At 68.1% G+C, this 14,090-nt stretch carries 14 protein-coding genes and 1 riboswitch; of the genes, 7 read left to right on the top strand and 7 right to left on the bottom strand.

All coding sequences use genetic code 11. The annotated features are described in order from the left end of the window. Window positions 1–7: 7 nt before the first annotated feature. Window positions 8–125: riboswitch (SAM riboswitch) on the bottom strand. 179 nt (window positions 126–304) lie between these two features. Next, window positions 305–2,542: an NADP-dependent isocitrate dehydrogenase gene (locus BN4348_RS31475; protein ID WP_066907915.1), complete on the top strand. Its 2,238-nt coding sequence runs from the start codon at window positions 305–307 to the stop codon at window positions 2,540–2,542. Window positions 2,543–2,570: 28 nt separating this feature from the next. Then, a complete protein-coding gene (locus BN4348_RS31480; protein WP_066907920.1) occupies window positions 2,571–3,800 on the top strand; it encodes an NADP-dependent isocitrate dehydrogenase in 1,230 nt (409 codons plus the stop codon). A gap of 6 nt (window positions 3,801–3,806) precedes the next feature. On the opposite strand, the gene BN4348_RS31485 is transcribed toward BN4348_RS31480, so the two are convergent. Beyond that, complete coding sequence (locus BN4348_RS31485; RefSeq protein ID WP_167670433.1) at window positions 3,807–4,649, bottom strand: alpha/beta fold hydrolase; 843 nt, start codon at window positions 4,647–4,649, stop codon at window positions 3,807–3,809. Between the two features lie 73 nt (window positions 4,650–4,722). Here BN4348_RS31485 and trpS point away from each other — a divergent pair, with 73 nt between their 5' ends. After that, the gene (gene trpS, locus BN4348_RS31490; RefSeq protein WP_066907923.1) at window positions 4,723–5,742 is read left to right on the top strand and encodes a tryptophan--tRNA ligase; all 1,020 of its coding nucleotides are present in this window, start codon (window positions 4,723–4,725) and stop codon (window positions 5,740–5,742) included. An 8-nt stretch (window positions 5,743–5,750) separates the two neighbouring features. Then, a complete protein-coding gene (gene yhjD / locus BN4348_RS31495) occupies window positions 5,751–6,779 on the top strand; it encodes an inner membrane protein YhjD (RefSeq protein ID WP_066907926.1) in 1,029 nt (342 codons plus the stop codon). Here the strand turns inward: yhjD and BN4348_RS31500 are convergent. From BN4348_RS31500 to BN4348_RS31520, 5 genes are read right to left on the bottom strand one after another with little or no spacing between them, the layout of a single operon-like run. After that, entirely contained in the window at window positions 6,694–7,134 is a 441-nt protein-coding gene (locus tag BN4348_RS31500; protein WP_084453891.1) for a nuclear transport factor 2 family protein, read from the bottom strand. The two genes, yhjD and BN4348_RS31500, sit on opposite strands and share 86 nt — an antisense overlap. Continuing rightward, window positions 7,131–7,499 carry a DoxX family protein gene (locus tag BN4348_RS31505; protein WP_066907952.1) on the bottom strand — a complete coding sequence of 123 codons (369 nt, stop codon included), beginning with the start codon at window positions 7,497–7,499 and terminating at the stop codon, window positions 7,131–7,133. The genes BN4348_RS31500 and BN4348_RS31505 overlap by 4 nt, the downstream gene beginning before the upstream one ends. A gap of 51 nt (window positions 7,500–7,550) precedes the next feature. Then, window positions 7,551–8,669 (bottom strand): N-acetylglucosamine-6-phosphate deacetylase, encoded by a 1,119-nt coding sequence (gene nagA, locus BN4348_RS31510; protein WP_066907929.1) that lies wholly within the window; start codon window positions 8,667–8,669, stop codon window positions 7,551–7,553. Continuing rightward, on the bottom strand, window positions 8,660–10,021 hold the full coding sequence (locus BN4348_RS31515; protein WP_066907932.1) for a sugar porter family MFS transporter: 1,362 nt from the start codon (window positions 10,019–10,021) through the stop codon (window positions 8,660–8,662). Before BN4348_RS31515 ends, nagA begins: the two co-directional genes overlap by 10 nt. Beyond that, complete coding sequence (locus BN4348_RS31520) at window positions 10,018–11,094, bottom strand: D-alanyl-D-alanine carboxypeptidase family protein (protein WP_066907956.1); 1,077 nt, start codon at window positions 11,092–11,094, stop codon at window positions 10,018–10,020. Before BN4348_RS31520 ends, BN4348_RS31515 begins: the two co-directional genes overlap by 4 nt. A 235-nt stretch (window positions 11,095–11,329) precedes the next feature. Between BN4348_RS31520 and BN4348_RS62330 the strand changes: the two genes are divergently transcribed. Next, complete coding sequence (locus BN4348_RS62330; protein WP_066907935.1) at window positions 11,330–11,581, top strand: hypothetical protein; 252 nt, start codon at window positions 11,330–11,332, stop codon at window positions 11,579–11,581. On the opposite strand, the gene BN4348_RS31530 is transcribed toward BN4348_RS62330, so the two are convergent. Continuing rightward, the gene (locus BN4348_RS31530) at window positions 11,556–12,887 is read right to left on the bottom strand and encodes an aspartate aminotransferase family protein (protein ID WP_235852645.1); all 1,332 of its coding nucleotides are present in this window, start codon (window positions 12,885–12,887) and stop codon (window positions 11,556–11,558) included. The genes BN4348_RS62330 and BN4348_RS31530 overlap by 26 nt on opposite strands. Window positions 12,888–13,023: 136 nt before the next feature. On the opposite strand from BN4348_RS31530, the gene BN4348_RS31535 reads away from it, so the two are divergent. Further along, window positions 13,024–13,584 (top strand): VOC family protein, encoded by a 561-nt coding sequence (locus tag BN4348_RS31535; RefSeq protein ID WP_066907940.1) that lies wholly within the window; start codon window positions 13,024–13,026, stop codon window positions 13,582–13,584. 31 nt (window positions 13,585–13,615) lie between these two features. Further along, a partial coding sequence (locus BN4348_RS31540; RefSeq protein WP_142308630.1) for a sigma-70 family RNA polymerase sigma factor occupies window positions 13,616–14,090 on the top strand: 475 nt, incomplete at its 3' end.

Raw genomic sequence — 14,090 nt, forward strand, 5'->3', positions numbered from 1 at the left:
TATGGCGGACCCGCGCTTGCCGCGCAGCCTGTGGCTACTAGACCTGGTCTTTCACCCGGGGCACCCCACCGCGGTTGGAGGGTTGCCGGCCAGCAAGCCGGGGCTTAGCGCTGGCGCTCATGACCGATGTGAAGCCTATCTCATAGCGGCGAGTCGATGCCACTGGGCCGATCCCTTCGCCAGCGACGCCGCAGTTCAGCGCGCTGGCCTGCGGGTCGACAGGTGTCCAAACACCCTTGATAACGTGGCAACCAGAACGCTCTAGCCCCATCAATATCTGACCAATGACGCCGGGAGATGGACCGTGTGCGCCGAACAGCCGACCGTCATCTACACGCTGACCGACGAAGCGCCGCTGCTGGCGACTTACGCGTTCCTGCCGATCGTGCGAGCCTTCGCCGAGCCGGCGGGCATCAAGATCGAGGCGCGTGACATCTCGCTGGCCGCGCGGATCCTCGCCGAGTTCCCCGATCAGCTGACCGAAGAGCAGCGGGTGCCGGACGACCTGGCAGAACTGGGCCGGCTGACCGGGCTGGCCGACACCAACATCATCAAGCTGCCGAACATCAGCGCCTCGGTCCCCCAGCTGATCGCCGCCGTCAAGGAGCTGCAGGGCAAGGGGTACAAAATCCCGGACTTTCCGCAAAGTCCAAAGACGGACGAGGACAAGGTAATCCGGGCGCGCTACGCCAAATGCCTCGGCAGCGCCGTCAACCCGGTGCTGCGGCAGGGCAATTCGGACCGTCGTGCGCCCAAGGCCGTCAAGGAGTACGCCCGCAAGCACCCGCACAGCATGGCGGACTGGTCGCCGGCGTCGCGCACGCACGTCGCGACCATGCGGCACGGCGACTTCTACCACGGCGAGAAGTCGATGACGCTGGACCGCGCGCGCAACGTCAAGATGGTGCTGAAGACCAAGGGCGGGCAGACCCTCGAGCTGAAGCCCAAGGTCGAGCTGCGCGACGGCGACGTCATCGATTCCATGTTCATGAGCAAAAAGGCCCTCGTTGAGTTCTACGAGGAGCAGATGCAGGACGCCTACGAGACCGGCGTGATGTTCTCGCTGCACGTCAAGGCGACCATGATGAAGGTGTCGCACCCCATCGTCTTCGGCCACGCGGTGAAGGTCTTCTACAAGGACGCCTTCGCCAAGCACCAGGCGCTGTTCGACGAGCTCGGCGTCGACGTCAACAACGGGCTGGTCGACCTCTACAGCAAGATCGAGTCGCTGCCCGCGTCGCAGCACGAGGAGATCATCCGCGACCTGCACGCCTGCCACGAGCACCGACCCGAGCTGGCGATGGTCGATTCGGCCAAGGGCATCACCAACTTTCATTCGCCCAGCGACGTGATCGTGGACGCGTCGATGCCGGCGATGATCCGCGCGGGCGGCAAGATGTGGGGCGCCGACGGGCGGCAGAAGGACACCAAGGCCGTCAACCCGGAGTCCACCTTCTCCCGCATCTATCAGGAGATCATCAACTTCTGCAAGACCCACGGGCAGTTCGATCCGCGGACGATGGGCACGGTTCCCAACGTCGGCCTGATGGCGCAGCAGGCCGAGGAATACGGCTCGCACGACAAGACGTTCGAGATCCCCGAGGACGGTGTCGCCGACATCGTCGACCTCGACACCGGCGAGGTCCTGCTGACCCAGAACGTGGAATCCGGCGACATCTGGCGGATGCCCATCGTCACGGACGAGGCGATCCGCGACTGGGTCAAGCTGGCCGTCACCCGGGCCCGCAATTCGGGCATGACGGTGGTGTTCTGGCTGGACACCGAACGGCCGCACGAGGTCGAGCTGCGCAAGAAGGTCAAGGCGTACCTGAAGCAGCACGACACCGAGGGCCTGGAAATCCAGATCATGCCGCAGGTGTGGGCCATGCGCTACACGCTGGAGCGCGCGATGCGCGGGCAGGACACCATCGCCGCGACCGGAAACATCCTGCGCGACTACCTCACCGACCTGTTCCCGATCTTGGAGCTCGGCACCAGCGCCAAGATGCTGTCCATCGTGCCGCTGATGTCCGGCGGCGGAATGTATGAAACCGGGGCGGGCGGTTCGGCGCCGAAGCACGTCCACCAACTCGTCGAGGAAAATCATCTGCGCTGGGATTCCCTCGGTGAATTCCTCGCTCTGGGAGCGTGTTTCGAAGACATCGGCATCAAGACCGACAACGAGCGCGCCAAGATCCTCAGCAACACGCTGGACGCGGCGATCGGCAAACTGTTGGAGAACAACAAGAGTCCGTCGCGCAAGACCGGCGAGCTCGATAACCGCGGCAGCCAGTTCTACCTGGCGCTGTACTGGGCCGAGCAACTGGCCGCGCAATCCGACGACGACGAGTTGCGCGAGCACTTCGCCGCGCTGGCCGAGGAGTTGAGCCGCAACGAGGACGCCATCGTGGCCGAACTGGCGGAGGCGCAGGGCGAGGCGGCCGACATCGGCGGCTACTATCGCCCGGACACAGAGAAGACGACTGCAGTGATGCGGCCGAGCAAAACGTTCAACGAAGCGCTAGCAGCTTCGCAGGGTTGAGGGCCGCGAGAGGAAAGTCGAGCTCGATATGTCAGGCGAATCCAAGATCAAGGTCAAGGGACCGGTAGTAGAGCTCGACGGCGACGAGATGACCCGCGTCATCTGGAAGCTGATCAAGGACATGCTGATACTGCCCCACCTCGACATCAACCTGGAGTACTACGACCTGGGCATCGAGCACCGCGATCGCACCGACGACCAGGTGACGATCGACGCGGCCTACGCGATCAAGAAGCACGGCGTGGGCGTCAAGTGCGCCACCATCACCCCCGACGAGGCGCGAGTCCACGAATTCAACCTCAAGAAGATGTGGCTGTCGCCCAACGGGACCATCCGGAACATTCTGGGCGGCACCATCTTCCGCGAGCCGATCGTGATCTCCAATGTGCCGCGCCTGGTTCCGGGCTGGACCAAGCCAATCGTCATCGGCCGTCACGCTTTTGGCGACCAGTACCGGGCGACCAACTTCAAGGTCGACAAGCCGGGCACCGTCACCCTGACCTTCACGCCCGCCGACGGCAGCGAGCCGATGGTGCACGAGGTGGTGTCCATTCCCGAGGACGGCGGCGTCGTGATGGGGATGTACAACTTCAAGGACTCCATCCGCGACTTCGCCCGCGCCTCGTTCGCCTATGGCCTGAACGCCAAGTGGCCGGTGTATCTGTCCACCAAGAACACCATCCTCAAGGCCTACGACGGCATGTTCAAAGACGAGTTCCAGCGGATCTACGACGAGGAATTCAAGGAGCAGTTCGAGGCCGAGGGGTTGACCTACGAGCACCGGCTCATCGACGACATGGTCGCGGCCTGCCTCAAGTGGGAGGGCGGCTACGTCTGGGCCTGCAAGAACTACGACGGCGACGTGCAGTCCGACACCGTCGCGCAGGGCTACGGCTCGCTGGGGTTGATGACGTCGGTGCTGATGACCGCCGACGGCAAGACGGTCGAGGCCGAGGCCGCGCACGGCACCGTCACGCGCCACTTCCGCCAGTACCAGGCGGGCAAGCCCACCTCGACGAACCCGATCGCGTCGATCTTCGCCTGGACCCGGGGGCTGCAGCACCGCGGCAAGCTGGACGACACCCCCGAGGTGATCGAGTTCGCCCAGCAGCTGGAGGAGGTCGTCATCGCCACCGTCGAGGGCGGCAAGATGACCAAGGATCTCGCCATCCTCATCGGTCCCGACCAGGAGTGGCAGCAAAGCGAGGAATTCCTGAATTCCATCGCCGAGAACCTGGAGAAGGCTCTAGCTGGTTAGCCCGGGCTAGCCGGTCGACTCTTCCCGGCCCGGGGTCGCGCAGCATTCCTCAATGAAGTCGGTGATCACCCGGGTGACGCGCTCGGGCGCCTCGAACATCGGGATGTGCCCGACGCTGTCGAGCTTGGTGACCTTGTGCGTTTCGTCCGGCAAGTGGGTGGTGAAATGCCGGCTGAACCTGGGCGCGGGAACGATCCGATCCTTCTCGCAGATCACCAGGTGCACCGGGACCGCGTTGAGCGCAAGCTCCCGCAGGCCGTGCAGCAGCGTCGCCTTGACCAGTAGCTGGAAGTAGGCGGGGCAGTGCCTGACGTCGTCGATGATGGCGGACAGCTGGCGCTCGCTGACGCCGTCCGGTTTGGCGCTGATCGCGTAGGTGGCCAATTGGCGGCTGAACGGCAGGTGCAGCACGCGCGGCCCGAACGCCCAGGCGAACACCAACAGCGGGATGCCCAGGACGAACTTGGCGATCACCTCGAACTTCGCCGGGGTCCAGCGGGTCCAACCGCCGGCCGGCGCGATGCCGGTGACGCTGCGGGCTCGGCCGCGCCGCTCCAGCTCGAAGGCCACCCAGCCGCCCAGCGAGTTGCCGACGATGTGGGCGTTCTTCCAGCCGAGTTCGTCCATCTGGCGCTCCACGTGATCGGCGAGCACCTCGGACGACAGGAACCAGGTGCCGGCAGACGGCCCGCCGTTGTGGCCGGCCATCGTCGGGGCGAAGACCTCGTAGCGCCCGGTGTCGGCCAGCCGCTGCGCCACGTCCTCCCACACCGCCTGCGACAGCAGAAACGGATGCAGCAGCAGGATCGGCTCCCCGGAGCCGAGATGTATCGGCGGTCGATTCCCCATGAACCCGACATTAAAGGCGGTACCGGCGGTACCGCAACCGGCCTGGATTGCTGCGTGAAAAGATCGGGGCATCATGAGCACCGCTACCGGATCCCGCCGGATTTTCTCCGGCGTGCAGCCCACTTCCGACTCGCTTCACCTGGGTAACGCGCTGGGCGCCGTCACCCAGTGGGTCGCGCTGCAGGACGACCACGACTCGTTCTTCTGCGTCGTCGACCTGCACGCAATCACCATCGCGCAGGACCCCGACGCGCTACGGCGCCGGACCCTGGTCACCGCCGCCCAGTACCTGGCGCTGGGCATCGACCCGCGCCGCAGCACGGTCTTCGTGCAGAGCCACGTGCCCGCCCACACGCAGCTGGCGTGGGTGCTCGGTTGCTTCACCGGCTTCGGGCAGGCGTCGCGGATGACCCAGTTCAAGGACAAGTCGGCGCGCCAGGGCAGCGACGCGACCACGGTCGGCCTGTTCACCTACCCGGTCTTGCAGGCCGCCGACGTGCTCGCCTACGACTCCGACCTGGTGCCGGTGGGCGAAGACCAGCGCCAGCACCTCGAGCTGGCCCGCGACGTCGCGCAGCGATTCAACGGCCGCTTCCCGGACACGTTCGTGGTTCCCGACGTGCTCATCCCCAAGGCCACCGCCAAGATCTACGACCTGCAGCTGCCGACGGCGAAGATGAGCAAATCGGCTTCCACCGACGCCGGGTTGATCAACCTCCTCGACGATCCGTCGTTGTCGGCCAAGAAGATTCGCTCCGCCGTGACCGACAGCGAGCGGGAGATCCGGTATGACACCGAGGCCAAACCGGGGGTGTCGAACCTGCTCACCATCCAGTCGGCCGTCAGCGGGGTGGGAATCGACAAGCTCGTCGACGGCTACGCCGGGCGCGGCTACGGCGATCTGAAGAAGGACACCGCGGAGGCCGTCGTCGAGTTCGTCGGCCCGATCAAGGCGCGAGTCGACGAATTGATGGCCGACCGAGCCGAATTGGAGTCGGTGCTGGCGGCCGGGGCGCAGCGCGCCGAGGCGGTGGCCGGGAAAACCGTTCGGCGGGTTTACGATCGGTTAGGGTTCCTTCCGCAACGGGGATAGGTTTCACCATGAGCGAGCCGGCCAAGCCCGGGGTCCTGGATCGGTTGCGGGCCCGGTTCGGGTGGTTCGACCACGTCATGCGCGCCTACGGGCGCTTCGACGAACGCAACGGCGGCTTCTACGCGGCCGGCCTCTCGTATTACACGATCTTCGCGCTATTCCCGTTGCTGATGGTCGGTTTCGCGGCGTTCGGGTTCGTGCTGTCGCGCCGGCCGGAGCTGCTGGCCACGATCGACGACCACATCCGGTCCTCGGTGTCCGGCGCCCTGGGCCAGCAGCTGATCGACCTGATGAACTCGGCCATCGACGCGCGCACCTCGGTCGGCGTCATCGGTCTGGCCACCGCGGCCTGGGCGGGGCTGGGGTGGATATCGCACCTGCGGGCGGCTTTGACCGAGATGTGGTGGGACCAGCGCATCGAGTCGCCGGGCTTTCTGCGCAACAAGCTTTCGGATCTGCTGGCGTTGCTGGGGACCTTCGGCGTGACCATGGCCACCATCGCCATCACCACTTTCGGTCACGAGGCGCCGCTGGCCGCCATGCTGAAATGGCTTGGGATACCCCAGTTTTCGGTGCTCGACTGGCTTTTCTGGCTGGTCTCTATCTTGATCGCGGTATCGGTGTCGTGGCTGCTGTTCACCTGGATGATCGCCCGGTTGCCGCGCCAGAAAGTCAGCCTCGTCCACTCGGCGCGCGCCGGGCTGCTCGCTGCGGTCGGCTTCGAGCTGTTCAAGCAGGTGGCGTCGATCTATCTGAAGGTGGTGCTGCGCAGCCCGGCGGGGGCCACCTTCGGACCGGTGCTGGGGCTGATGGTGTTCTCCTACATCACCGCGTACCTGGTGCTGTTCGCCGCCGCCTGGGCCGCCGCCGCGTCGACCGACCCGCGCGCCAGGCCCGTCGATCCGCCCCCGCCCGCGGTCATCGCCCCGCGGATACAGGCGGACGAAGGGCTCAGCACCCGTCAGACGCTGACCGCGATGGGCTTCGGAGCCGCTGGGGCGCTGGCGTTTTCCCGGCTGGCCCGCCGCCTTCGATAGCCGCGCGCATCCGTTCGGCGAACACCGTGGCCGCGCGCAGCGGGCGCACCATGACCGTGATCTCGTCGATCAGGCCGTCCTGCCGGGTGTGCAGGAAGTCGCAGCCCTGGATCCGCAGCCCCGCCACCGTGGCGTCGAACATCAACGCGTGCTCGTCGGCGGCCGTCAGCTCCTTGCCGAAACGAAAGCCGTCGAGCACGCCGGACACCGCGGCGATGATGGCCGCGATCGCGCCCCGGCCCCGGTAGGGCCGGTGCGCGACCGGGCTGTTGAGCACGGCGTCCTCGGCGAACAGGTCGCCGATGGTGCCGAGTTCGCCGGACTCGACGGCGGCGCGGAACGGGTGCGCGTTCACAGGCCGACCGCCCTGCCGACGGCCACCGTGACGGCGGCGACGAAGATCAACGCGGTCAGCGCGACGTTGCGCGGTTCGCGCAGGTAGGCGTGCGAGCCGATGGCGCCCACCATGACGATCGCGAAGCCGGCGGCGGCGAGCGGGGTGAGGAACCCGGCGACGCCCACCAGCCGCGGCAGCAGAATGCCTACGGCGCCCAGCAATTCGCACAGAGCGGTGACGCGGATCACCGGCAGCGGGAACGGCGCGACGCCGGTTTGCCCGCTCGCGATGAGCCGGTCCTTGGGCTGGCTGATCTTCGCCAGGCCGGACGCGGTGAACACCGCGGCGAGCGATGCCTGCAGCGTCCAGAGCAACACGTTCATCATGACCTCCTGTCGTTGATGGGGACTCAGAGGTATGACGCGGTGGCCGCCCTAGATGTGACGCCAATCGCCGCGGACCATGACCGCCCTGACCGCCAAAGCGCCGTCCAGCACAACCAGATTGGCCTCGAAGCCCGCCCGTAGGGCGCCGACGCGTTGCAGCCCGAGGGCCCGTGCGGGCGTCGCCGCGGTCATCCGCGCCGCGGCCTCGAGCCCGGCATGCGCGACCACGGTGCGGAAGATCTGGTCCATCGTGGCGGTGCTGCCGGCGATCGTCGACGTGCCCCGAACCCGCGCCACCCCGGAGGCGACGTCGATCGGGACCGCGCCGAGCCGAAACCCCCCGTCGGCGCGGCCGGCCGCGGCGATCGCGTCGGTCACCAGCGCAACCCGGTCGGGACCCGCCGCCCGGATCACCGCCCGCACCACCTCCGGGTGCACGTGCACGCCGTCGGCGATGAGTTCGACGGTCACCCCGGCGTCCTGCAGCAAGGCGAGCGCGGGCCCCGGCTCGCGGTGGTGCAGCGGCGGCATCGCGTTGAACAGGTGGGTGCCGACCGTGGCGCCCGCGGCGAGGGCCCGTCTGGTCTGCTGGTAGGTCGCGTCGGTATGCCCGACGGCGACAACGACACCGGCGTCCAGAAAGCGGCGGATCGCGTCCAGCGCCCCGGGCAATTCGGGCGCCAGCGTCACCATCCGGATTGCGCCGCCGCCGGCGGTGAGCACGGCGTCGATCTCGGCCGGATCCGGGTCGCGCATGCGGGCGGGGTCGTGGGCGCCGCAGCGGGCCCTGCTCAGCCACGGCCCCTCCAAGTGGATGCCCGCGACCGTGCCGCGCCGGGTGGCCGTGGCGAGCGCGCGTACGCCGCCGATCAGCTCCGCCGGGGAGGCGGTGACCAGGCTGGCCAGCGTGGTGGTGGTGCCGTGCCGCAGGTGGAATTCGGCGGCGGTGCCGACGCCGTCGGCGTCGGTGTAGGACGCCCCGCCCCCGCCGTGCACGTGCATGTCGATAAAGCCCGGGGCCACAACGCAATCGGGGAAGTCTTCGTCGGCCGGGCGCGGCGGCGGGCCGGCCCCGCAGTCCAGGATCCGCCCGCCGGAGACCTCCAGCCATCCGGGCCGGCTGACCGCGCCGTCGAGGACCACGGCGCCCGCGGAGATCAGTCGCACGGCTTGTCCCAGTGGCCGCCGTTCTCCCAGAAGTGACTGATCTCCTCGAGCGGGCGCCCCTTGGTCTCCGGGGCGAACCGGTAGACGAAGCCGAACGCGAGCACCGCGAGACCGGCGAACACCGCGAAAGTCCCCGCGCCGCCGAGGGAATGCAGCATCGTCAGGAAAACGGCGGCGACGATCGCGTTGCCCACCAGGTTGGACGTCAGCATCGCGCTCGACCCGAGGGACCGCAGCCGGGACGGGAAGCTCTCGCTGGCGTACACCCAGCCCAGCGAGCCGAACCCCATGGTGTAGCCGATGATGAACAGCAAGATGCCGGCGAAGCCGAACACCAGGCCCGCGCCGCCGAGATGATTCCGGGCGAACACGGCCAGCAGCACGACGTCGGCGACGATCATCATCGCGATGCCGCACAACAGGATCGGGCGCCGGCCCAGCCGGTCGACGAGCAGCAGCGCGGTGCCTACGGCCGCCAATCCGGCGACCTGAACCAGCGCCGGCAACCCCAGCAGCGCGAAGTTGCCGGTGAAGCCCATGGCTTCGAATATCCGCGGGCTGTAGTAGATGATCGCGTTGATGCCGGTGATCTGGATCAGGAAGCCGAGGGTGACGACGAAGACGGTGGCCCGCAGATACGGCCTGCGCAGCATCTCGGAAAGGCCGCCGCTCCCTTCGCTCAGGGCGAGGCCGATCTCGGCGAGCTCCTCGTCGGCCCGCGCGTCCGGCTCGATGCGCAACAAGGCTCGCCGGGCGTCGTCGACCCGGCCCTTGAGCAGGTACCACCGGGCCGTGTCGGGCATCCGAATCAGCAAGGGCAGCAGCAGGATTGCCGGCACCGCCGCCAGCCCCAGCATCCACCGCCAGCTGTGGGTGCCGGCCAACAGGTAACCGGTCAGGTAGCCCAGGATCAGCGCGCTGACGATCGCCAGCTGATAGGCCGTCAGCAGCGAGCCGCGCACCGCGGCCGGGGACGATTCGGCCACGTACACCGGGACGACCACCACCGTCACGCCGATGGTCAGGCCGAGCAGGAATCGCGCCGCCAACAGCATCGGCAGCGAGACCGAGAGCGCCGCCAGCAGCGCGAACACCGCGTAGCTGACCGCGATCAGCACCATCGACTTCTTGCGCCCGATGGCGTTGGCGAGCACGCCGGCGCCGAGCGCCCCGGCGATCTGGCCGATCACCGCCATCGTGGTCAACAGCTCCTGCTGGCGGGTGGCGAGCCCGAAGTCCTCGGTGACGAACAACTGCGCCGCGGCGATGATGGACAGGTCGTACCCGTAGATGACGCCGACGCTGGCGGCGGTGAGCCCAACCCGCAGGCCCCGCCGCGCGACGGCGCTCAACGGTGTTGCGGTCGGCGGTTCATCGAGCGTGCGACCATGATCAAACTAAACACGATGATCGTTCCGATCACCGCGACGCCCACCCGCACCGGCAGCGCGTCCGCGGACGGCATGAACCCGGCGGCCTGGGCGCCGGCGCCCGNGACCGCCATCAGCCGTCGCCCGTCGTGGTTGGCCGCGCCCACGAAGGTCTGGCCGGCGTCGTCGGTGTAGCCGGTCTTGCCGCCCATCGCGCCGGGATACTTGTAGAGCAGCTGGTTGTCGTTTTCCAGCTCGTAGCCGGGGTGGTCGCCGTGGCCGGGGAAGTCGAAGGTCCGGGTCGCGACGATGTCGGCGAAGGTGGGGTTCTGCCAGGCGTACCGGTAGAACAGGCCGATGTCGTAGGCCGACGTGCTCATGCCGGGCCCGTCCAGGCCCGACGGGGTCGCCACCCGGGTGTCCCGGCCGCCGAGCTTGGCGGCCAGCACGTTGATCTTGTCCAGCGCCTGCTGCATGCCGCCGAGTTGCATGGCCAGCGCGTGGGCGGCGTCGTTGCCGGAGTGCATCAGCAGCCCGTGCAGCAGCTGGTTGACGGTGAAAACGCCGCCCTCCTGCACGCCGACCTTGGTGCCCTCGGCCGCCGCGTCGTCGGCGGTGCCCTGGACCGACTTGTTGAGGGGCAACGCGTTGATGGCTGCCATCGCGACCAGCACCTTGATGATGCTGGCCGGCCGGTGCCGCCCGTGCGGATCCTTGGCGGCGATGACGGCGCCGCTGTCCAGGTCGGCCACCAGCCACGCGTCGGCGGACACGTCGCCCGGCAGCGGGGCGGTGTCGGGCGCCGCGACGATGCCGCAGCCGCTCAGCGCCTCGCCGCCGACGGGTTTGGGTGGGACCGCCAGCGGCATCGGCGGGTCGCCCGCGGCCGGGACCTCCGAGGAATCCACCGCCGGCGGGGTGTTCACCTGATACGGGCAGTTCCCGGGGCCGGCGTTGGGCGGTTCGGCGAACGCGGTCGGCAGGCCCGGCGCGGCGGGCCCGGCAGCCAAGAAAACGGCCGCTGCCAGGCACGACGCGGAGCGCACGAGAGCGATTGAGCGGGGCATTGTGTGTGCAGACTAGGCGATCGCGCGCCCGATTCCCGGGAGCCGCGCTGTGACTGATGGGGCAGATGTTACAAAACGCCTGATGGAGCCGCGAACGTCGAGGCATTACGCTGTCATGCGGTCGGCTTGACTACCTCCACCGAAGGGTCTGCCCATTCAGAACAACGGATTTTGGTCTCGAACATGGTCCAGGCGCGGGCGCGACGGTGACGGTCCGCGATCGCTGGAGCAACTGCTCAAGCAAGTCGAGAAGGGCACCCAGGTCCGGCACTCCGGGGGTGAACGCGTGTTGGACGAGCTGAAGCTGCATCGTGACAGCGCGGCCGATGGCGACTTGCGGTCCGCGCTCACCTGGCTCTGCAACGCGCAGACACGGCTGCTGAGTAGCCCGAGCACCGCGCATTCGCGGGAGGTGCTGCTGGCCTCGTACGAGGTCAATCGGGTCCTCGCTACAGGCGCCGGCACTCCTCGCTGAGCACGCCGCGCAGGGCGGCCTCGATGGTGTCGAACTCGGCCTGCCCGCTGATCAGCGGCGGCGCCAGCTGGATGACGGAATCGCCGCGGTCGTCGGTGCGGCAGTACAACCCGGCCTCGAACAGCGCCGCGGAGACCCGGCCCAGCAGCGGCCCCCGTTCGTCGTCGGTGAAGGTTTGCTTGCTCGCCTGGTCCTTGACCAGTTCCACGCTGTAGAAATACCCCTCGCCGCGCACGTCGCCGACGATCGGCAGGTCGTACAGCTTTTCCAGGGTGGCGCGGAAAAGCGGGGCGTTGTGCTTGACGCGCTCGCCCAGACCCTCGCGCTCGAAGATGTCGAGGTTGGCCAGCGCCACGGCGGCCGACACCGGGTGACCGCCGAACGTATAGCCGTGCGGGAACATGGTTTTGCCGTCGTTGAACGGCTCGAACAACCGCTCGCCGGCGATCATCGCGCCCAGCGGCGAGTAGCCCGACGTCATGCCCTTGGCGCACGTGATCATGTCGGGCACGTAGCCGAAGTCGGCGCAGGCGAACATCGACCCGATCCGGCCGAAGGCGCAGATCACCTCGTCGGAGACCAGCAGCACGTCGTAGGCATCGCAGATCTGGCGCACCCGTTCGAAATAGCCTGGGGGAGGCGGGATCGAGCCGCCCGCGTTCTGCACCGGCTCCAGAAAGACCGCCGCGACGGTGTCGGGCCCCTCGAACTCGATCGCCTCGGCGATCCGGTCGGCGGCCCAGCGCCCGAAGGCCTTCGGGTCGTTGGCGAACGGATCGGGCGCGCGGTAGAAGTTGGTGTTGGGCACCCGGAAGCCGCCCGGGGTGACCGGCTCGAACGGGGCCTTGTACCGCGGCAGCCCGGTGATCGCCAGCGCGCCCTGCGTGGTGCCGTGGTAGGCGACCGCCCGCGAAATCACCTTGTGCTTACCGGGTTTGCCGGTGAGCTTGAAGTATTGCTTGGCCACCTTCCACGCGGTCTCGACGGCCTCGGTGCCGCCGCTGGTGAAGAAGACCCGGTTCAGCTCGCCCGGCGCGTAGTGTGCGAGGCGCCCGGCCAGCTCGATCGCCGCGGGGGTGGCGTACCCCCACAGCGGGAAGTACGCCAGGGTGCTCGCCTGCCGGGCGGCGACCTCGGCGAGTTCGGTGCGGCCGTGGCCGACCTGGACGGTGAACAGCCCCGACAACCCGTCGAGGTAGCTGCGGCCGCGGTCGTCGAAGATGCTGACCCCCTCGCCGCGCGCGATGATCGGCGGGACGATGTCGGGCCCGTGCCGGGCGAAGTGCAGCCACAGGTGCTGGGTCATTGCGGTCATTGCGGTCATTGCGGTCATTCTGCCCGCCGAGCGTAGCGCCACAGCGCGCCGAACCCCGTCTTGACAAGCTTCCGATTCCGCGCCCTTCTTACTACGATCGGTAGTAGCAACTCGGGTGGAGGTATGCGTGCGCTGGCGCGGTGTTCATCACGTGGAATTCGCGGTCCTGGACTACGAGGGTTCCCTCGGTTTCTACGACGCGATGTTCGGATGGCTGGGATACAGCAGCTTCTCGACGCTCGACATCGACTATCGCTCGACCTATTACATGACCCGCTTCCTCGCGCCGCACAGCTACATCGGCATTCAGCCCGCGCGCACCGGGCGCAAGCTCGTCCACTCCGATCAGGCCGTCGGGATCAACCACATCGCGCTGTGGGCCCGCAGCCGACGGGAGGTCGATCGCTTTCGTCGCGAGTTCCTGACCCCGCGCGGAATTCCCGTCACCGACCAACCCAAGGCGTATCCGCAGTACTGGCCCGGCTATTACGCGGTCTTCTTCGACGACCCGATCAACGGCATCCATTGGGAACTGGCGTGGCTGCCGAGAATTCCGTCGCCACACCAACTGTGGGCGTCGTATCGCGCGTTCAGCGCCATCGCGTCGGGCCGGCCGGACTTGGCGGATTCGGTGCCCGGCCTCGCCCGGCAGGCCCGCCGCGCCCTGCCGTCCCGACGGTCGTTGTGACTGCCCGCCGCGATTGCCTAGGCTTTCGGGCATGACCTCGGCGCAGGAGGTCCGCGAATTCGAGGTGCTGCGGCCGCACCTCATGTCGGTCGCCTACCGGCTGACCGGCACCGTCGCCGACGCCGAGGACATCGTCCAGGAGGCCTGGCTGCGCTGGCACGGACAGAACCAGGCCATCTCGGACTTGCGGGCGTGGCTGACCACCGTGGTGAGCAGGCTGGGCCTGGACCGGTTGCGCTCGGCCGCGCATCGGCGCGAGACCTACACCGGCAACTGGCTGCCCGAGCCGGTGGTCACGGGGTTTGACCAAGGCGACCCGCTGTCCGCCGTGGTGGCCAGCGAGGACGCCCGGTTCGCGGCGATGGTGGTGCTGGAGCGCCTGTCGCCCGACCAGCGGGTCGCGTTCGTGCTGCACGACGGCTTCGCCGTGCCGTTCGCGGACGTGGCCGAGGTGTTGGGAACCAGCGCGGCCGCCGCGCGCCAGCTGGCCTCGCGGGCCCGCAAGG

Source organism: Mycobacterium interjectum, from assembly GCF_900078675.2.
GTDB classification, from domain to species: Bacteria; Actinomycetota; Actinomycetes; order Mycobacteriales; family Mycobacteriaceae; genus Mycobacterium; species Mycobacterium interjectum.